This is a genomic window from Rhodococcus sp. SORGH_AS_0303 (assembly GCF_030819335.1).
GTDB lineage: Bacteria > Actinomycetota > Actinomycetes > Mycobacteriales > Mycobacteriaceae > Rhodococcoides.
Window position 1 is genome coordinate 3,430,300 of sequence record NZ_JAUTBO010000001.1, and the last position, 18,082, is coordinate 3,448,381.

Consider the following 18,082-nt stretch of genomic DNA (forward strand, 5'->3'; position numbering starts at 1 on the left):
ACGTACTTCTGGTTTGTTCTTTCGGAAGTACTCGAGTCACGTACCGAGACGATCGAGGAGCAGTCCGAGTAATGAGCGATGGATCAAGTGGGCCCCTCACGGGGATCAAGATCGGCAAGGCACCAGCCCACCGATCCAACGGGACACCTTCGAGCGTCACTCCGAGCAAAAGTGAGGTCGACATGACAACCAGTGATCAGATTTCCGAACACGCGTTGCCTGGCGGCAGCACGTCCACCAACGGATCGTCGAACGGCAGCAGCTTCGCCTCGGGTCGTCACCCGAGCCCCGATCGCCGCACGGCCATGGGCATCGCGTCCATCCGCATCGCGGGACGGCTGACCCAGAACGAGATCACCAGTCGCGACACGCGCCCGATGGATTCCTCCACCGGACCCGACGAGCTGCTGCAGCTCCTCGGTGAGTACCTCACCTCCGGTGGGCTCGCGAGCCCCGAGCTGCACGTGCGTTCCAACGGCACGACGGTGGTGCTCGATCTGCAGAACCCCGCCAAGGGCTTCCGCTGATCCTCCCCTGACACACGAGAATGGCCCCCGGCATCGCCGGGGGCCATTCTCGTGCTGTCGTCATCCGTCCCCGTGACGCACGAAGGCGACCCGAGAAGAATCTCGGGTCGCCTCGTACTACTTCACGACGGACACAGTCGGGGGACGACCGCCGCGAAGAGAGTGTTCGTCCTCATGATCCCTGTGGAAAAGGATCAGGCGGGGGGCATCATGACCGAGTCGACCAGGTAGACGGTCGCGTTGGCGGTCTTGACGCCACCGCAGACCAGGTTCGAGTCGTTGAACTTCAGCGTGTCGCCCTCACCGGTGACGTTGACTGCCTGGCCCTCGACCGAGGTCTGCTCGCCGGCGATCGCGTCGGGAGCGATCTGGCCGGGGATCACGTGGTACGTGAGGATCTTGGTGAGCAGCGCGGAATCGGTCTTCAGCGTCTCGATGGTGGCCGGGTCGATCTTCGCGAACGCGTCGTCGGTCGGGGCGATGACGGTGAACTCGGAGCCGTTCAGCGTGTCGACCAGGTTGACGCCCGGGTTCAGGCCACCGGAGACCGCTGCGGTCAGGGTGGTGAGGATCGGGTTGTTGGAGGCGGCGACGGCGACCGGATCGGCAGCCATTCCGCTCACGGAGCCCGCACCGTCCGGGACCTGCTCGGCGTAGGCGGCGCAGCCCGAGCCGACGAGGTTGGAGGCCGGATCGGCACTCGAGTTCATCGCGGTGGAGGAGGACATGGCCGACGAGGTCATCGACTCCATGCTGCTGCTCGCGGTGGTCTCGGTGGTGCTGCTGCTGTCGTCGGACGAACATGCGGACAGTCCGAGGAGTGCAACTGCTGCGAAGCCGACTGCTACTGCACTCTTGCTCTTGGTGACGCTCATGGCGAGAACCCTTCTTGTACGGATCTGATAGCCGCTCACCGCCGGTGATGATCACCGGCCGCTGTCGGTTGTGTCATCCACCATTCGGATCCGGGTCCCATGGGGGATTGGTGACGGTTGTGAGAAAAATTCCCCACCAGTCACTTCGGGGTCCGACCAGGGATCACTCCCTGGGATCGGTACGCCCCGGCCCCAATTCGGCGGGCAGATCGGTCGGAAGGCAGGTTTCCTGTGTGGCGGTGAACCATCCGGTGTAGCGGAACAACCGCCCGAGCGTGCGGCCACGCACCTCGATGTCGATGCGGTGGCGCTGCTGCTCCTCGTCCCACCACTCGCGGCCGATGGTCTCCGCCGACAGGAGACCCGGCGGCTTGATCGACCCACGCGGAGCGAGGAACCGGGGCAGACCGCTGTCGAGCCGCAGGCCACCGTCGGCGTCCGCGGAGCACTGGGTGTGCACCACCATGTCGGGGCCGGCACCGATGTAGTCGAGTGCGCCGCGCGATCCCACGACCATCACCGAGTCGAGTGCCACCTCGTGGCCGGGGAACTGGAAACGACGGACGAACGCGAGCGTGGGCCTGCCCAGCTCGTCCGTGTACGCGTAGTTGGCGATGGTGAAGGGGATGTTCTCGCCCGAGTCGGAGGGGACCATCCGCCGCTTGCCACCGAGCCACAGGGCCGGCGGCGGCAGCAGCGGAGAGTGCGTGATGGTCTCCATGACACCGGTGCCGAACTGCGCCACATGATCGTCCGCACCGAAACCGAAGCGCCACTGCACCTTCGGGTGAAGCTTCTCGAACTCCGAGCCCATGACCTCGGACACGACGGATGTCATCGTCACTCCTCGCGCAGAACGCGGTCGCCGATCGACCGCCTGAACGCGAGGGTAGACCGTGTCAGCCCAGTTCCTCGGCCAGCTCCATCCAGCGCTCCTCGACGGAGTCCTTCTCCGCGACGACAGTGAGCAACTCGGCGTTCAGCGACTGCAACGTCGCCGGGTCCGTCGCCGCCTCGGCCAGCGAGACGTGCAGTGCGCGCACCCGATCGTCGAGCTTGACCAGGGAGCGCTCGAGCTTCGAGAGTTCCTTGCGAGCGGCGCGCTCGTCGGCACCGCCCTTGGCCGCGGCCGGCTTCGCTCCCCCGCCCGACGTCATTCCCGGAGCCGCGTCGTCGGCTGCGGCGATTCGCGCGCGACGCCGCAGGTACTCCTCGATGCCACCCGGCAGGTTGGTGAGCTTGCCGTCGCCGAACAGAGCCCACGTCGAGTCGCAGACGCGCTCGATGAGGTACCGGTCGTGACTGATGACGATCATGGTGCCGGCCCAGCCGTCGAGCAGATCCTCGAGCTGCTGCAGCGTGTCGATGTCGAGGTCGTTGGTCGGCTCGTCGAGGAGCAGGACGTTCGGCTCGGACATCAGCACGCGTGTCAGCTGCAATCGACGGCGCTCGCCACCGGACAGGTCACCGACGGGCGTGCGCTGCCGTGCAGGCGTGAAGCCCAGCCGCTCGGCGAGCTGTCCGGCAGAGATCTCCCTGTCACCCAACTGAATTCGTTCCGCGACGTCCTGGACCGCCTCGAGCACGCGCATCCCGACGGGCAGGTCGTCGAGTTCCTGGCGGAGCCAGCCGATGCGCACCGTCTTGCCCTCGATGCGGCGGCCCTTGGCGGGTTCGAGCTCGCCGGCGATGGTGCGGAGCAACGTCGTCTTGCCGGAGCCGTTGACACCGACGAGACCGATGCGCTCCCCCGGCGCGAGGCGCCACGTGAAGTCCTCCACCAGTACGCGACCGTCCGGGGTCGCCAGCGTGGCGTCCTCGAGCTCGATGACGATGCGGCCCAGCCGGGTCTGCGCGAACTTCGACAACGCGACCGAGTCGCGCGGCGGCGGCACGTCCGAGATGAGGGCCTCGGCGGCCTCGATGCGGTAGCGCGGCTTCGAGGTTCGAGCGGGCGGGCCGCGGCGCAGCCAGGCCAGCTCCTTGCGGGCGAGGTTGCGGCGACGATCCTCCGCGGCATCGGCCTGGCGAGAGCGCTCCGCGCGAGCGAAGATCCAGTCGGCGTAGCCGCCCTCGTACGTCTCGACCTGACCGTTCACCACCTCCCAGGTGCGGGTGGCGACGGTGTCGAGGAACCACCGATCGTGGGTGACGACGACCAGTGCGGACCGCCGGTTCACCAGATGCTCCGCGAGCCACTGGACGCCCTCGACGTCGAGATGGTTGGTCGGCTCGTCGAGCACGAGCAGGTCGAGGTCCTGCACCAGCGCGGCGGCGAGCGCCGTGCGTCGGCGCTCACCGCCCGACAACTGCTCGACCGGTGCGTCGAGCCCGAGACCGGTGATGCCGATGCCGTCCAGAACGCTGCGGATCCGGGCGTCACCGGCCCACTCGTGCTCGGCGACACCGAGCGGTGCGAGGACGATGTCCCCGATGGTGGACCCGGGCGGCAGGACACCACGCTGCGTCACGACGGCCATCCGGAGGCCGCCCACGCGACTCACCCGGCCCGAGTCGGGCTGCTCGACGCCCGCGAGCACCTCGAGCATGGTGGTCTTGCCGTTGCCGTTCAGGCCCACGACGCCGATGCGCTCGTTCTCCTGGACACCGAGCGAGACGCCGTCGAGGAGCGGCTTCACGCCGAAGGATTTGGAGACCTGCTCCAGGTTGATCAGGTTGGCCATCAGTGTTGTCCCCGGTTCGTGTCGTTCTGGTCGCGTTCGGTGCGCACTCGCGCTCCGCTCACCGGTCCACGTGCCACGCGTACCGTGCGGCAGACGCCGGCGCCGGACAGTTCCGCGCCGACCTCGACCGCATGGTCGGCGGAGGCGCAGAGGAAGGCGCAGGTGGGGCCGGACCCGGAGACGATGCCGGCGATGGCACCCGCCTCGGTGCCGGCGCGCAGGGTGCGGCGAAGGCCTGGTTCGAGGGACAGCGCCGCGGCCTGGAGGTCGTTGCCCAGGAGCGGCCCGACCCGCGCCGGATCGCCCGACGCCAGGGCCTGCATCAGCTCGTCGGGTGCGCCGAGGCGCGGCGGCGCTCCCCGTTCGCGCAGCCGGTCGAGTTCGCGGTAGACCGCGGGAGTCGAGAGACCGCCCTTCGCGAGAGCGAGCACCCAGTGGAAGGAGTTGCGTGAGAGCACCGGCAGCAGCTTCTCGCCGCGACCCGTGCCGACGGCCGTGCCACCGGCGACGGAGAACGGGACGTCGCTACCGAGCTGCGCCGCGAAGTCCATGATCTTCTCGCGGGACAGGCCGAGGTTCCAGAGCGCGTCCAGCGCGACGACGGTCGCGGCCGCGTCGGCGCTGCCCCCGGCCATGCCCCCCGCGACGGGAATGCCCTTGTCGATGCTGATGGCGACGGCCGGCCGACGACCGGCATGGGCGGCGACGAGTTCGGCCGCCTTCCACGCCAGGTTGGTGTGGTCGGTGGGAACGATGCCCGCATCGTCCCCGTACACGCTGACGGACAGTGTCTCCGCGGCCACGACGGAGACGTCGTCGACGAGGGAGAGCGCGTGGAAGACGGTGGTGAGTTCGTGGTAGCCGTCGGGGCGCAGGTCACCCACGGCAAGGTGCAGATTGACCTTGGCGGGAGCGCGGACCGAGACCGGCCGCGGAACGACTGTGAGCACGTCTCACCACTGTAGTCGGCGTGCGCCCGAGTACCGAACCGGATCGAGGACCCGAACTGTCCGCTGTCGGGTGCATCATGTCGACATGCGCGAGACGTCCGCCCGACTGCTGGCTCTGCTGTCGTTGCTGCAGACCCGGCGCGACTGGTCCGGGGCCGATCTGGCCGAACGGCTGCAGATCACCCCGCGCACCGTGCGCCGTGACGTCGACCGGCTGCGGTCGCTGGGCTATCCGGTGGACGGAACGGTCGGCGTCGGCGGCGGGTATCGGCTGGGTGCCGGCGCGGAGATGCCACCCCTGCTGCTGACGGACGACGAGGTGATCGCCGTGGCGCTCGGGCTGCAGAGCGGCGCGTCCGCGTCCGTCACCGGCACCGCGGAGTCGTCGATCGGGGCCCTCACCAAGCTGCGGCAGGTGATGCCGTCACGGTTGCGTCACCGACTCGACGCACTGCAGATCGACGTCGTGCAGTCACGTCCGGTGCAGTCGAGCGTCGACGCGTCGGTACTGACAGCACTGGCGACCGTGTGCCAGAACCACGAACGCCTGCGGTTCGACTACCGCACCCACGGCGGGGACACCATGCGGCGTGAGGTGGAGCCGTACCGGCTCGTGCGGTCGGGGTTGCGGTGGTACCTCGTGGGCTGGGACCTCGCCCGTGAGGACTGGCGGTCGTTCCGCGTCGACCGCCTCGATCCGAAGGTGCCGACGGGGCCTCGCTTCACTCCTCGGGCCCTGCCCGAGGGCGGCGCCGCGGAGTTCGTGTCGAGGGGCATCGATCAGGCGTTCTCGGCCGCCCGCGGACGTGTCGTGCTGCACGTGCCGTTCGAACGGATCGAGGACCGCGTCGATCCGCAGTGGGGCACCCTCGCCCGGCTCGACGACGAGCGGTGCGAGGTCTCGATCACCGCGGACACCTACCCGTCGATGGCGCGGTGGCTCGCCGCCTTCGACGTGGACTTCACGGTGTGCGGCCCACAGGAGTTGATCGACGCCTGCGAGGTCGAGTCACGGCGACTCGACCGTGTCGCCGCCCGATACGCCCGTGCCCGCGACGAGCACAGCGCGCGTCAGGACTCGTGACCACCGGTGGTCTGCGCCAGTCGGACGAACGCGGCGGCGTCGAGCGTCTCCCCGCGCGCCGACGGGTCGATCCCCGCCTCGACGAGCCGCGTCTCCGCCATGGCCGCCGATCCGGCCCACCCCGCCAGAGCCGCACGTAACGTCTTGCGCCGCTGCGCGAATGCCGCGTCCACGACGGCGAACAGAGTGCGGCGGAACGTCTCGTCCATCGGCCACTGCGGATTCTCGTGCCGATCGACGCGCACCAGACCCGACTCCACCTGCGGCACCGGCCAGAACACCGAACGGCCCACCGCGCCTGCGCGGCGGACGTCGCCGAAGTACGCGGCCTTCACACTCGGCACCCCGTAGGTCTTGCTGCCGGGAGGAGCCGCCAGCCGGTCCGCCACCTCCGACTGCACCATCACCAGCGCGGTGCGCAGGGTGGGGATCAGGGCGAGCAGGTGCAGCAGCACCGGCACCGCCACGTTGTACGGGAGGTTGGCGACCAGTGCTGTCGGCGCGCCGGGAATCTCGTCGCGGCGCACGCGCAGAGCGTCGGCACCGACCACCGCCAACCGGTCGACTCGCGACTCGGCGCGCTCGGCGACGGTCTGCGGAAGACGCTGCGCCAGAACGGGGTCGATCTCGACGGCGACCACGTCGTGCACGACGTCGAGCAACGCCAGGGTCAGCGATCCGAGTCCCGGCCCCACCTCGAGCACCGTGTCGTCCGGACCGACTCCGGCCGCGGTCACGATGCGTCGCACCGTGTTCGCGTCGTGGACGAAGTTCTGGCCGAGGGTCTTGGTGGGCCGGACGCCCAGCTCGGCCGCGAGGGTGCGCACCTCCGCGGGCCCCAGCAGGCGGACGCGTGCCGGGCCGGCTGCGGAATCGGACGCCGGCGAATCGGACGTCGGCGGGGAGACGGGAGGTTCGGACACGGGTGGAGCGTATGTCAGCGCAGCCCGAGCCTGCTGGTGCAGGAGGGCCAGGCGCCCCAGCCCTGGGTGCGCTGGGTCTGCGACGCGATCGCGATCTGCTCCTCGCGGGTGGCCAGGTCGGCGCGCGCCGCGTACTTGAGCCCGCCCTGCCGCTCCCAGGTGTTCTGGTCGAACTGCACGCCGCCGAAGAAGCCGTTGCCCGTGTTGATGGCCCAGTTCCCGGTGGCCTCGCACTGCGCGAGGGCGTCCCAGACGGCGCCGTTCTCGACCGGCGGCACCTCGGTGCCGGGCTTGGCACCGACGCGCACGGTCTTGGCGACCGGCGGTGTCGTGACGTCGGCCTTCACGAGCGTGCGGGAGACCTCGACACCGTTGACCTTGTTCACCGAGTAGGTCGCGTTCTGCTCGCCCGGAGCGCCGGCGGACTCCTCGATCGTCTTGCTCATGTTCATCGTCGGGTCCTCGATGCGCTGATCCGGCGCGACGACGGGTTCGGTGACGCTGACGGTCTCCGTCCGATCGCGGGTCACCGTGACCACGGCGCCCTCGACGAGCGGCTCGTCCGCCGCGGGGGCGACCGTGTCGTTCTGTTCGAGAGGCGCACCGGCCGCGGCGAGGAACTCGCCGACGGTGGGTGCGGCGAGCCGCATCGGTGCGGGCGACGCGGCCCCGTCGGCGAGGGTCACGGACTTCGGCAGCACGACGTTGACGGAGGCACCGTCGAGCGGCAGCGGGTCGGACTCCGACTCGTCGATGTGGACGTCGGGAGCGATGCCCAACTGATCCTTGGCCTCGGCGACGGTGGAGGCGGTGGTCCACACCGTCGTCGGCGCACCGTCCACGGTGAGAGTCACCTCGCGGGCCCGCTTGAGTGTGACGGTCTCTCCGTCGGCGAGGGTCGCGTCCGCGGCGGGCGCGACCTCGTCCCGCTCGGTGGGCTGATAGCCGGCGGCCTCGAGGGCGCTGCGGACGTCGGTGGTCATCGTGGAGAGCTGGACCTGCTGCCCGTCGACGTCGATCGTGACGGTCTTGTGGCGGGCCACGGCGACGCTCGCTCCCACGACGAGTGTGGCGAGAAGCGCGGCCACCACGACGTACAGCAGGCGGGACCGGGCGGAGTTGAGTCTGGCGACGTGCGACATCGTCACCGCGCTCCCGCCCCGGTGGACACGACTGGTCGAACGGACATCACGGACGAATAACGCAACTTCGATTTCCTTGCCGGGTCGAGACGATCACGAGGCCGAGAGGCTCGCATCGGGGTCATACGATCACGATACGGTAACGAGCGGGCACAGGTTCGGCAACTTCACGGCCTCGAGCAGCCCGTCGACCGTTCCTACCTTCCGGTAAGGGTCGTCGCGAGCCCCCCGGCCGATAGGGTCCGAGCCGACTGTTCACCTGCACCAGAACGGAAGGCTCTTCGTGAATCCGACCTCCCCACCGCGATCCGAACGCGGACGGTGGCACCGACTGCGCCGCCTCCCGGCGATCACCGCCGTCGTGGCACTCGTCGCGTTGGTGCTCGCACCCGCAGCGCAGGCCCAGCCGGCGCCCCCGAGCCCGGTGGAGGGTCGCACGTTCGCCATCGCCACCGACGTGACCTTCGCGCCGTTCGAGTTCCAGAACTCCGACGGCCAGTTCGTCGGCATCGACATGGACCTGATCCGAGCGATCGCGGAGGACCAGGGTTTCCAGGTCGACATCCGGCCCCTCGGGTTCGACGCGGCGTTGCAGGCAGTGCAGGCGAACCAGGCCGACGGCGTCATCGCCGGCATGACGATCACGCCGGCACGCGAGGCCGTGTTCGACTTCTCCGAGCCCTACTTCGAGTCCGGCGTGCAGATGGCCGTGCTCGAGAACTCGTCGATCACCTCGTACGACGATCTCTCCGGGCAGCAGGTCGCGGTCAAGAACGGCACCGAGGGCGCCGACTTCGCGGAGAGCATCAAGGCGCAGTACGGCTTCACGACGCGGTACTTCGCCGACTCCGCGAGCATGTACGACGAGGTGCGCACCGGGAACTCGGTCGCCGTGTTCGACGACTACCCGGTGCTGCAGTACGGCATCACCCAGGGGAACGGTCTGAAGACGGTCACGGAGAAGGAGTCGCCGAGCAATTACGGCTTCGCCGTGAACAAGGGCGCGAACCCCGAGCTGCTCGCCGCGTTCGACACCGGACTGGCCAACCTGCGGTCGTCCGGCCAGTACGACGAGATCCTCGGTACCTACATCGGCGCCGCGGCGGACGAGACAGACAACTCGATCCCCGGACTGATCAAGAGCGAGTACAAGGAACTGCTGAAGGGCCTCTGGCTCACCATCGTCCTGACGGTCATCTCCATCGTGCTGGCCCTGATCCTCGGCGCCGTCTTCGGACTCTTCCGGGTGTCGACGAAGGCGTGGCTGCGCGGGATCGGCGCCACCTATGTGGCCATCTTCCGCGGCACGCCACTGCTGGTGCAGGCCTTCTTCATCTACTTCGGCATTCCCGCTGCGCTCAGCTTCCAGATGTCGGCGTTCACCGCCGGCATCATCACGCTGTCGCTCAACGCCGGTGCGTACATGGCGGAGATCGTCCGTGGCGGCATCCTGTCGGTGGACAAGGGGCAGATGGAGGCCTCGCGCAGTCTCGGTATCAGCTACCTGACGTCCATGCGCAAGGTCGTGATGCCACAGGCGATCCGGACGATGATCCCGTCGTACATCAATCAGTTCGTCATCACGCTGAAGGACACCTCGATCCTGTCGGTGATCGGCCTCGCCGAACTCACCCAGTCGGGGCGGATCATCATCGCCCGCAACTTCCAGTCCTTCAACATGTGGCTGATCATCGGCGTCATGTACTTCGTCATCATCATGGCGTTGACGATGCTGTCGAACCGTCTCGAGAAGAGGATCAACAAGTGAGCACCGAGACCACCGCGCCCGACGCCGCTGCGGCCGAGGTCAAGATCCGCGCCATCGGACTGAAGAAGTCGTTCGGCGATCTCGAGGTGCTCAAGGGCCTCGACGTCGACGTCCACTCGGGCGAGGTGGTGTGTGTCATCGGCCCGTCCGGTTCCGGCAAGAGCACCTTCCTCCGGTGCCTCAACAAGCTCGAGGACATCACGGGCGGCACGGTCGTGGTCGACGGTTTCGATCTGACCGATCCGAAGGTGAACCTCGACTCCGTGCGCCAGCACATCGGCATGGTGTTCCAGCACTTCAACCTCTTCCCCCACATGAGCGTCATCGAGAACGTGATGCTCGCGCCCGTGGAGACGAAGAAGTCGGACAAGTCGAAGGCGCGCGAGAACGCCGTTCGTCTGCTGGCCCAGGTGGGCCTCGCCGACAAGGAGAACGCGAAGCCGGCGCAGTTGTCCGGTGGGCAGAAGCAGCGCGTCGCCATCGCACGTGCACTGGCGATGGACCCGGACATCATGCTGTTCGACGAGGCCACGAGTGCGCTGGACCCCGAGATGGTCGGCGAGGTCCTGCAGGTCCTCCGCGATCTGGCGAAGGGCGGCATGACGATGGTCGTCGTCACGCACGAGATGGGCTTCGCCCGCGAGGTGTCCGACCGTGTGATCTTCATGGCGGAGGGGTACATCGTCGAGGAGGGTTCGCCGGACGACCTGTTCGGCAACCCGCAGCACGAGCGAACGAAGGACTTCCTCGACAAGGTCCTGTGAGACGCGGGCCCCGCACCGAGAAGCCGCTACACCGACGAGAGGCACGACAGTGAGCGACGACCAAGAGATCATGCAGAAGATCACGGCGAAGATCGACGCTCGGTTGGGTGCGCAGACGAACGGTCTGCAGAACGAGGTGCCGCCCGGAGCGAGCACGCAGGACGACGACGAGGACGGTGAGCGCGGTCCCCTGGGCCGCGACTACCACCTCGCGGGCAAGTACGCGCAGGCTCTGGCCATCAACGAGCCCAGCGTGATCGACCGTGCCGAGTTCGATCGACTGGTGGAGACGTACGGAGACGACGACTGATCCGTCGCCGCGACCCGATCGTGACCTGAGCATCGGTAACGATCGGGTGGTGGTCGCCGACACACCCTTCGACCGCCGAGCAGAACGCTCGGTACGGACACCCTCGAGGCCCGGTGACCACTCTCCCGCGTTCGATGGCCGTTCTCGCCGTGGCGGCCTGCGCCGCCGCCGCAGTGTCGTGCGGTTCCGCCGGTACGACCGGGACGGCGCTCCCTGCCGACGACCCGGCACCCTCGTCGTCCGCTCCGGCCCCCGCACCGGCACCCGCGCCGGAGACGAGGGTGGAGACGCAGACCGAGACGGTCACCGTGCCCGCACCCGCACCGGCGCAGCCGGCGCAGGTGGTGCCGTGCGTCGATCCGAGTTCGCTGAACGTGCGCACCGCCGTGGCGAACCTGGGCACCGACTCGCAGGGCGGGGCCTTCGTGATCGACGATCACACGCCCGGCACCAGCGCGGACGGGTGTCCGACGCTCGAATGGGCGCGGGCGACGGGGACCGGCATCCGGAACGGCACCGTGCAGTCGCACGTCCTGTTCTTCACCAACTCGGGTGACTACCTCGGGACCGCGACGTCGGACGCGTACAGCTACACCTCGGTGGTCGGTGCGTCGGACAGCACCGTCACCGTCCGGTATCGCTGGCTGAACGAGAGCGACGCGCTCTGCTGCCCGTCCAACACCTCGTACGTCGACTTCACGCTGGACGGCGGGACCATCGTCCCGAACGGGCAGTTCCCGCCCCCGAACTAGAGCCGGTAGACCCGCTCCGCCGTGGCGGTCGCCGACGCCGCGACGTCATCAGCAGTTCGGCCGGTCGCCTCGGCCAGCGCACGGGCCGTGTAGGGCAGGCAATACGGCTCGTTCGGAGCACCGCGGAACGGGTGCGGTGTCAGGAACGGCGCATCGGTCTCGAGCAGGTACTGCCCGTCCGGCACCACCTGGGCCGCTTCCCGCAACTCGTGGGAATTCTTGAAGCTCACCGTCCCGGAGAAGCTGAGCACGTAGCCGGCGTCGACACACACCTGCGCCATCTCGGGACCCGACGAGAAGCAGTGGAAGATCACCGTCTCCGGCGCGCCCTCGTCGAGGAGCACCGCGAGAACGTCGTGGTCCGCGTCGCGGTTGTGGATCATCAACGGCTTCCCGACGCGCTTGGCCAGGTCGATGTGCCACCGGAACCCGTCGACCTGCTCCTCGACCGAGGCGCAGCCGTCGAGCTTCCCCGGCCAGTAGTAGTCGAGCCCCGTCTCCCCCACGGCGACGGTGCGGGGATCTCGCGCGAGGCGTTCGATCTCCGCGCGGACCTCGTCGGTGAGCACGTTCGCGCGCGTCGGATGGATCGCGGTGGCGGCGTACACGCGGGAATCCCAGTGTGCGGCGGCGACGGCGAAGCGAGCAGCGTCCAGGTCGTCCGCGACGGTGACGACGCGTCCGACGCCCACCGATGCGGAACGATCGAGGATCGCCGCGACCGACGCTGCATCTGTGGCCCCGCACGCGTCGAGGTGCGTGTGCGCGTCCACGAGCGGTGCGAGCGGAGTGGGCAAGTCGGGGGCGGGACGGTCTCTCGGCACGAAAGATAGAGTAGGCGCACCATGACTGAGACCGGTTCGACCAAGCCTGCGTTCTACATCACGACCGCTATCGCCTACCCGAACGGTGATCCCCACATCGGCCACGCGTACGAGTACATCTCCACCGACGTCCTCGCTCGGTTCAAGCGGCTCGACGGGTTCGACGTGCGGTTCCTGACGGGAACGGACGAGCATGGTCTGAAGATGGCGCAGACGGCGTCGAAGGAGGGCATCTCCACCGCGGATCTCGCGCGTCGGAACTCGGACGCGTTCCAGGCCATGCAGGAGTCGCTGAAGATCACGTTCGACCGGTTCATCCGCACCACGGACGCCGACCACCTCGAGGCCAGCCGCGACCTGTGGCAGAAGATGACCGACAACGGCGACATCTACCTCGACTCGTACAGCGGCTGGTACTCGGTGCGGGACGAGGCGTACTACGCCGAGGGCGAGACCACGCTGCAGGACGACGGTTCCCGCATCGCGACCGAGTCGGGCACCCCGGTGGAGTGGACGGAGGAGTCGACGTACTTCTTCCGGCTGTCCGCGTACCAGGACAAGCTGCTCGCGCTGTACGAGGAGCGTCCCGAGTTCATTCTCCCGGCGGGTCGCCGCAACGAGGTGGCGAGCTTCGTGAAGTCCGGTCTCAAGGACCTGTCGATCTCACGGTCCACCTTCGACTGGGGTGTCCAGGTTCCCGGCGATCCCGACCACGTCATGTACGTGTGGGTCGACGCGTTGACGAACTACCTCACCGGCGTCGGCTACCCCGACACCGACAGCGAGTCGTTCCGGACGTTCTGGCCGGCCGACGTCCACATGATCGGCAAGGACATCGTGCGATTCCACGCCGTGTTCTGGCCGGCGTTCCTGATGTCGGCAGGTGTCGAATTGCCGAAACGCGTTTTCGCGCACGGCTTCCTGACCAACAAGGGCGAGAAGATGTCCAAGTCGGTGGGCAACGTCGTCAGCCCGGCGGCCTTGATCGAGGAGTACGGCCTGGACTCGTTGCGCTTCTTCCTCCTGCGCGAGGTGTCGTTCGGACAGGACGGCAGCTACAGCCACGAGGCGATCGTCACCAGGATCAACGCCGACCTGGCCAACGAACTGGGGAACCTGGCTCAGCGGTCCCTGTCCATGGTGGCCAAGAACTGCGATGCGCAGGTGCCGACACCCGGCGAGTTCACCGCCGACGACGAGGCGATGCTCGCTCGCGTCGATGCCCTTCACGCCGTGGTGCGCGGCCACATGGACGCCGTCGAGATGCACCTGGCGCTCGACGCGATCTGGTCGGTACTCGCGGAGACCAACCGCTACTTCTCGTCGCAGGAACCGTGGGTTCTGCGCAAGACGGATCCGGCCCGCATGGCGACGGTGCTGTACGTGACCCTCGAGGTGCTCCGCGTGACCGTCCTGCTGACCCAGCCGTTCATGCCCGACAGCACAGCGAAGCTGCTCGATCTGCTCGGGGTGACGGAACGCGAGTTCGACTCGCTGACAACGCGTCTCACGCCCGGCATCGCGCTGCCCAAGCCTACCGGCGTCTTCCCCCGCTACGTCGAACCGGAGGAGTGAGCGGACCGATCGGCGACCGTCGTACCGACCACGGCGAGCAGGATCACGGCCGTCACGGCCCCACTGACGACGGCCGACCCGGGTACCGCCGTGGCCGCGAGCACGGCGACACCGCCGACCGGCGTCACGATGTTCACCAGCCGTGACGACCGGCGGCGCATCGCCACCATCCAGAACCCCAGCACGAAGACCGCGACCGGAATCGTGATCGCGGCGGAGGACTGACGGTCCGACAGCACTCCGTCACCCTCGATGTGCGCGACGGCCACCTCGATACCCGCGGACACCGCGCCCGCGGCCGCGAACACGAAGTAATGCGTGTAGCCGAAGCTCAGCGAGCGGCCGAGTCTCGCCCCGACCGAATCCTCCTGCGACACCGAGAAGTACAGCCACCACATGCCGGCGACGACGACGAGCGTGGCCATCGCGAGGCCGACGAGTTCGACCGTGTGATCGTGTTCGTTGATGCCGCCGACAATGGCCGTCGCCGAGGCCAGCAACGACTCACCGAGCAGGATGAGGGTGAAGAGACCGTAGCGCTCTGCGATGTGCTCGCCGTGCAGCGGCGTCCGTCCCGCGCGCTCCGCCAGCACCGGGACGGCGAGCTCCGCGGCCACCAGCGCGACGAACCCGAGCACGGCGACGCTGTCGGGAAGCGCGAGTCGGGCGACCCACAACACCTGCACGACGGTGATGCCCACCGCGTATCGCATCGCAGTACCGCGGAACTCGCTGTTGCGCAGCCCCGCCCGTATCCACTGACTCACCATCGCCAGTCGCATCACGACATAGCCGATGGTCACCAGCGTGAAGTCGTAGTCGATCATCGCGTCGGAGACACCGCTGGCCAGGATCAGTACGCCGGCCATCTGCACGATGGTGGTGACACGGTACAGCCAGTCGTCGGTGTCGAACGACGTGGCGAACCATGTGAAGTTCATCCACGCCCACCAGATGGCGAAGAACACCATCGCGTAGGCACCGATGCCCGACGCGATGTGGTCCTCCTCCAGCAGATGGGCGAGTTCCACGGAGGCGAACGACACCGCGACGACGAAGACCAGGTCGAAGAACAGTTCCAGCGAACTCGCCGCTCGATGTTCCTCGTTCGGGTCCCGCGGAACCATCGGCCGCAGCGCGAGACTCACCCGTCGGCCAGCTTCTCGAGTTCCTCGAGCGCGGTGTCGAGATGCGTGAGCATGCGCTGCAGCGACGGCACGCTACGCCGATCTCCGACGAGTCCGAAGTTGACGTTGTCGGCGTTGGTCGCGAGCGTGATGTTGAGCGCCTGCCCGTCCAGCACGATCGATGCCGGGTAGACACCGTCGAGTTTCGCACCGTTCCAGTACATCTCGGTCTTCGGACCGGGCACGTTCGAGATGATCACGTTGAACGGAGGCGGTGTGTTGCGCACGAAGCCTGGCACCGGTGTGAGCAGCAGCGGGGCCATCACGGCCGCGCCGTAGCTGAGCGCCTGCAGTGGAGACAGGGTGCGCATCATCGCCTTCGACTCGTTCATCGACGAGACGACGGCGGCGAGTCGGCGTTCCGGATCGGGTTGGTCGGTACCGAGGTTGCACAGCACGGTGGTGACGGCGTTACCGCCGTCCGCGTCGGCACCGGCCTCGCGCATCGACACCGGCACCATGGCGATCAACGGCTGATCGGGCAGTGCGTTGCGGTCGATGAGATAGGACCGCAGCGCCCCGGAGCACATCGTCAGCACCACATCGTTCAACGTGACCCCCAGCGCTGCCGCGATGTCCTTCATCCGCGACTTGGACCACTGCTGCGAGGCGAAGCGGCGTGCCCCGCCGATCGGCACGTTGAGCATCGTCCGCGGTGCGGTCAGAGGCAGCACCATCTCGTTGCCACGCAGCTTGTTCAGACCGATCCGGGCCGCGGCGGGTCCGACCCCGGCGAGCTCACCGGCCGCCTTGACGCCCGTGGACAGCAGCGACAGGACGCCACCGTCGTCGACCTTCGCCACCTCGGTGCTCTTCTTCTTCGGCCGCTCGAACAGCGCCGGGTCCCAGATCGGGCCGCAGTCACGGGCCTCGGGATCGGTGGTCAGGGTGCGCTCGAACAGCTTGAGCGCCGAGACACCGTCGACCAGCGAGTGGTGGATCTTGCTGTAGAGCGCGACGCGGCCGTCGGCCAGCCCCTCGATGATGTGCAGCTCCCACATGGGGCGATGCCGATCGAGCGGCGCACTGTGCTCGGCGGAGATGTAGCGCAGCAGCTCGCGGATGCGGCCCGGCCGCGGCAGCATGATGCGCCGGACGTGATGCTCGAAGTCGAGCTCCTCGTCGTAGATCCAGCGCACGGTGCCCATGAAGTTCACCGGCGGCGCCGGCCGCTTGCGGAACAGTTTGTAGACGTCGGTGGCGGCCTGGAACGTCTCGTAGAGCTGCATCCCGAAGTCGTCGCCGGCGTCCTCCGGGGGCACGAACAGCTGCAGTCCCCCGACGTGCATGGGGTGCTCGCGCGTCTCGGCCAGTAGGAACATCGACTCTGTGACCGGCATGAAGGGCATGGGGGCGGACCTCTCTCGAACTGCGGAACCGCGTGGTCACGGTGCGGCTCACCTGCAGGTTCACTGTGCTACCCGGAAGTAACGAACCCACAACTATTGCGACAACGTGGGGTCACGGTGTGACCCCGGCAACAACTATTCCTCGAGAAGTGTTTCGTTTCGGCCCTATCGTGCGATTCCCAGTACGAGCAAGGAAGTGGAGGGCCACCCATGAGCATCGCCTCGGCCGAGATGACCGCACCGTCGTCGCTGACACGCACGTCCGCCAGTCGCCGGGTGCGACGCGCCCTCGGCGTCGGCACCGCCGTGGACCGCCAGGAGTTCGAGGGCGGCAGCATGCAGTCCAAGCTTCTCGCCGCGTACCTGCGCCGCACGGTCCGTCCCTTCCTGGGCGTGTGGGCCCGGACCCACAGCCTGCCGTGGCCCATGTCGATGGTCGACCAGGCCGGCCGACTCCTCCCACCCGTGGGTGACACCACTGTCGCGCCCGTGCGGCTCGACGAGTGCCGGGCCGAGTGGGTCCGCACGGACAGCCCGCGTCGTGTCGGTGCCGACGGCAGGTCCGAGCGACCGACCCGCCGCGCGGACCGCGATCGCGTGATCCTGTATCTCCACGGCGGCGCGTTCGTGGTGTGCGGCCTCAACAGCCACCGCCGGCTCGTCTCGCGCATCGCCCAGTCCACCGGTGCCGACGTGCTGTCGGTCGACTACCGGATGATGCCGCGCAACCCCATCTCGCACGCGGTGGAGGACGGGGTCGACGGCTTCCGCTACCTGCTCGACGCGGGGTACCTGCCCGAACAGATCTTCATCGCCGGTGACTCCGCCGGCGGTTACCTGGCCTTCATGGTGGCGCTCGCCCTGCAGAGCCAGGGTCTGCCGCCCGCGGGCGGCATCATCGCCCTGTCTCCGCTCACCGATCTCGATCCGACGCGGAAGATGTTGCATCCCAACGCGTCCCTGTGCTCGGTCTTCCCCAAGGGGCGCCGTGCCGGCGCTCACCGAGCTGGCGGACGAGGTCGAGGCTCGCATCGTCGTGGACGGCAAGCGTGGTCCCCGCGTCTGCCCCGTCGACGCGGACCTGTCCGCCCTCCCGCCGGTCCTGATCCAGGTCGGATCCACCGAGATGGTCTACGCCGACTCGGAACTGATGGCGGAGCGCCTGGCGGACGCCGGAATCGAGTGCCGTCTCCAGGTGTGGCAGGACCAGGTGCACGTGTTCCACGCCGCGGACTTCGTTCCCGAGTCGGCGCGGGCGATCTCGGAGATCGCCGTCTTCGTCGACGAGCAGGTCCGCCGCGGCACAGTTCCCCTGGCCGGCACCGGGACATGATCACGACACCGACCCAAACCGCCCTGTAGGTGTGG

Annotated in this window: 16 protein-coding genes and 1 pseudogene; 8 read left to right on the forward strand and 9 right to left on the reverse strand. The window is 68.1% G+C overall.

From position 1 onward, the window contains the following. Positions 1 to 182: 182 nt before the first annotated feature. The gene (locus QE449_RS16105; RefSeq protein WP_231476131.1) at positions 183 to 527 is read left to right on the forward strand and encodes a hypothetical protein; all 345 of its coding nucleotides are present in this window, start codon (positions 183 to 185) and stop codon (positions 525 to 527) included. Between the two features lie 194 nt (positions 528 to 721). On the opposite strand, the gene QE449_RS16110 is transcribed toward QE449_RS16105, so the two are convergent. The 4 genes from QE449_RS16110 to QE449_RS16125 all read right to left on the reverse strand — a co-directional run bounded on the left by QE449_RS16110 (position 722) and on the right by QE449_RS16125 (position 5,036). After that, entirely contained in the window at positions 722 to 1,402 is a 681-nt protein-coding gene (locus QE449_RS16110; RefSeq protein WP_027504081.1) for a fasciclin domain-containing protein, read from the reverse strand. Positions 1,403 to 1,565: 163 nt separating this feature from the next. After that, a complete protein-coding gene (locus tag QE449_RS16115; protein ID WP_027504082.1) occupies positions 1,566 to 2,240 on the reverse strand; it encodes a DUF4166 domain-containing protein in 675 nt (224 codons plus the stop codon). Positions 2,241 to 2,301: 61 nt separating this feature from the next. Then, positions 2,302 to 4,086: an ABC-F family ATP-binding cassette domain-containing protein gene (locus QE449_RS16120; RefSeq protein WP_027504083.1), complete on the reverse strand. Its 1,785-nt coding sequence runs from the start codon at positions 4,084 to 4,086 to the stop codon at positions 2,302 to 2,304. Further along, positions 4,086 to 5,036 carry a 4-(cytidine 5'-diphospho)-2-C-methyl-D-erythritol kinase gene (locus QE449_RS16125; RefSeq protein WP_027504084.1) on the reverse strand — a complete coding sequence of 317 codons (951 nt, stop codon included), beginning with the start codon at positions 5,034 to 5,036 and terminating at the stop codon, positions 4,086 to 4,088. The genes QE449_RS16120 and QE449_RS16125 overlap by 1 nt, the downstream gene beginning before the upstream one ends. Before the next feature lie 85 nt (positions 5,037 to 5,121). Between QE449_RS16125 and QE449_RS16130 the strand changes: the two genes are divergently transcribed. Then, a complete protein-coding gene (locus tag QE449_RS16130) occupies positions 5,122 to 6,120 on the forward strand; it encodes a YafY family protein (RefSeq protein WP_222627561.1) in 999 nt (332 codons plus the stop codon). Here QE449_RS16130 and rsmA read toward each other — a convergent pair. Continuing rightward, positions 6,108 to 6,965 (reverse strand): 16S rRNA (adenine(1518)-N(6)/adenine(1519)-N(6))-dimethyltransferase RsmA, encoded by an 858-nt coding sequence (gene rsmA, locus QE449_RS16135; protein ID WP_051613059.1) that lies wholly within the window; start codon positions 6,963 to 6,965, stop codon positions 6,108 to 6,110. The two genes, QE449_RS16130 and rsmA, sit on opposite strands and share 13 nt — an antisense overlap. A 92-nt stretch (positions 6,966 to 7,057) precedes the next feature. Then, complete coding sequence (locus QE449_RS16140; RefSeq protein ID WP_222629006.1) at positions 7,058 to 8,185, reverse strand: resuscitation-promoting factor; 1,128 nt, start codon at positions 8,183 to 8,185, stop codon at positions 7,058 to 7,060. A 379-nt stretch (positions 8,186 to 8,564) separates the two neighbouring features. Between QE449_RS16140 and QE449_RS16145 the strand changes: the two genes are divergently transcribed. The 4 genes from QE449_RS16145 (at position 8,565) to QE449_RS16160 (ending at position 11,779) form a co-directional block, all read left to right on the forward strand. Continuing rightward, a complete protein-coding gene (locus QE449_RS16145) occupies positions 8,565 to 9,953 on the forward strand; it encodes an amino acid ABC transporter substrate-binding protein/permease (protein ID WP_373425295.1) in 1,389 nt (462 codons plus the stop codon). Further along, entirely contained in the window at positions 9,950 to 10,717 is a 768-nt protein-coding gene (locus QE449_RS16150; RefSeq protein WP_081821039.1) for an amino acid ABC transporter ATP-binding protein, read from the forward strand. Before QE449_RS16145 ends, QE449_RS16150 begins: the two co-directional genes overlap by 4 nt. Before the next feature lie 49 nt (positions 10,718 to 10,766). Next, complete coding sequence (locus QE449_RS16155; protein WP_027504090.1) at positions 10,767 to 11,027, forward strand: hypothetical protein; 261 nt, start codon at positions 10,767 to 10,769, stop codon at positions 11,025 to 11,027. Between the two features lie 113 nt (positions 11,028 to 11,140). Then, entirely contained in the window at positions 11,141 to 11,779 is a 639-nt protein-coding gene (locus QE449_RS16160) for an LppP/LprE family lipoprotein (RefSeq protein ID WP_307109151.1), read from the forward strand. Here the strand turns inward: QE449_RS16160 and QE449_RS16165 are convergent. After that, a complete protein-coding gene (locus tag QE449_RS16165; RefSeq protein ID WP_307109152.1) occupies positions 11,776 to 12,603 on the reverse strand; it encodes a TatD family hydrolase in 828 nt (275 codons plus the stop codon). The two genes, QE449_RS16160 and QE449_RS16165, sit on opposite strands and share 4 nt — an antisense overlap. Positions 12,604 to 12,624: 21 nt before the next feature. Between QE449_RS16165 and metG the strand changes: the two genes are divergently transcribed. Next, positions 12,625 to 14,178 (forward strand): methionine--tRNA ligase, encoded by a 1,554-nt coding sequence (gene metG, locus QE449_RS16170; RefSeq protein WP_307109153.1) that lies wholly within the window; start codon positions 12,625 to 12,627, stop codon positions 14,176 to 14,178. Here the strand turns inward: metG and QE449_RS16175 are convergent. Further along, positions 14,157 to 15,326 carry a low temperature requirement protein A gene (locus QE449_RS16175; protein ID WP_307109154.1) on the reverse strand — a complete coding sequence of 390 codons (1,170 nt, stop codon included), beginning with the start codon at positions 15,324 to 15,326 and terminating at the stop codon, positions 14,157 to 14,159. The genes metG and QE449_RS16175 overlap by 22 nt on opposite strands. Further along, the gene (locus QE449_RS16180) at positions 15,323 to 16,714 is read right to left on the reverse strand and encodes a wax ester/triacylglycerol synthase family O-acyltransferase (RefSeq protein ID WP_056447074.1); all 1,392 of its coding nucleotides are present in this window, start codon (positions 16,712 to 16,714) and stop codon (positions 15,323 to 15,325) included. The genes QE449_RS16175 and QE449_RS16180 overlap by 4 nt, the downstream gene beginning before the upstream one ends. A 336-nt stretch (positions 16,715 to 17,050) precedes the next feature. On the opposite strand from QE449_RS16180, the pseudogene QE449_RS16185 reads away from it, so the two are divergent. Continuing rightward, positions 17,051 to 18,047 (forward strand): annotated as a pseudogene (locus QE449_RS16185) (alpha/beta hydrolase). Positions 18,048 to 18,082 lie beyond the last annotated feature (35 nt).

Coding starts and splice junctions, on each gene's coding strand:
- QE449_RS16105 (WP_231476131.1), top strand. CDS start 183: ATGACAACCAGTGATCAGATTTCCGAACACGCGTTGCCTGGCGGCAGC.
- QE449_RS16110 (WP_027504081.1), bottom strand. CDS start 1,402: ATGAGCGTCACCAAGAGCAAGAGTGCAGTAGCAGTCGGCTTCGCAGCA.
- QE449_RS16115 (WP_027504082.1), bottom strand. CDS start 2,240: ATGACATCCGTCGTGTCCGAGGTCATGGGCTCGGAGTTCGAGAAGCTT.
- QE449_RS16120 (WP_027504083.1), bottom strand. CDS start 4,086: ATGGCCAACCTGATCAACCTGGAGCAGGTCTCCAAATCCTTCGGCGTG.
- QE449_RS16130 (WP_222627561.1), top strand. CDS start 5,122: ATGCGCGAGACGTCCGCCCGACTGCTGGCTCTGCTGTCGTTGCTGCAG.
- QE449_RS16140 (WP_222629006.1), bottom strand. CDS start 8,185: ATGTCGCACGTCGCCAGACTCAACTCCGCCCGGTCCCGCCTGCTGTAC.
- metG (WP_307109153.1), top strand. CDS start 12,625: ATGACTGAGACCGGTTCGACCAAGCCTGCGTTCTACATCACGACCGCT.
- QE449_RS16180 (WP_056447074.1), bottom strand. CDS start 16,714: ATGCCCTTCATGCCGGTCACAGAGTCGATGTTCCTACTGGCCGAGACG.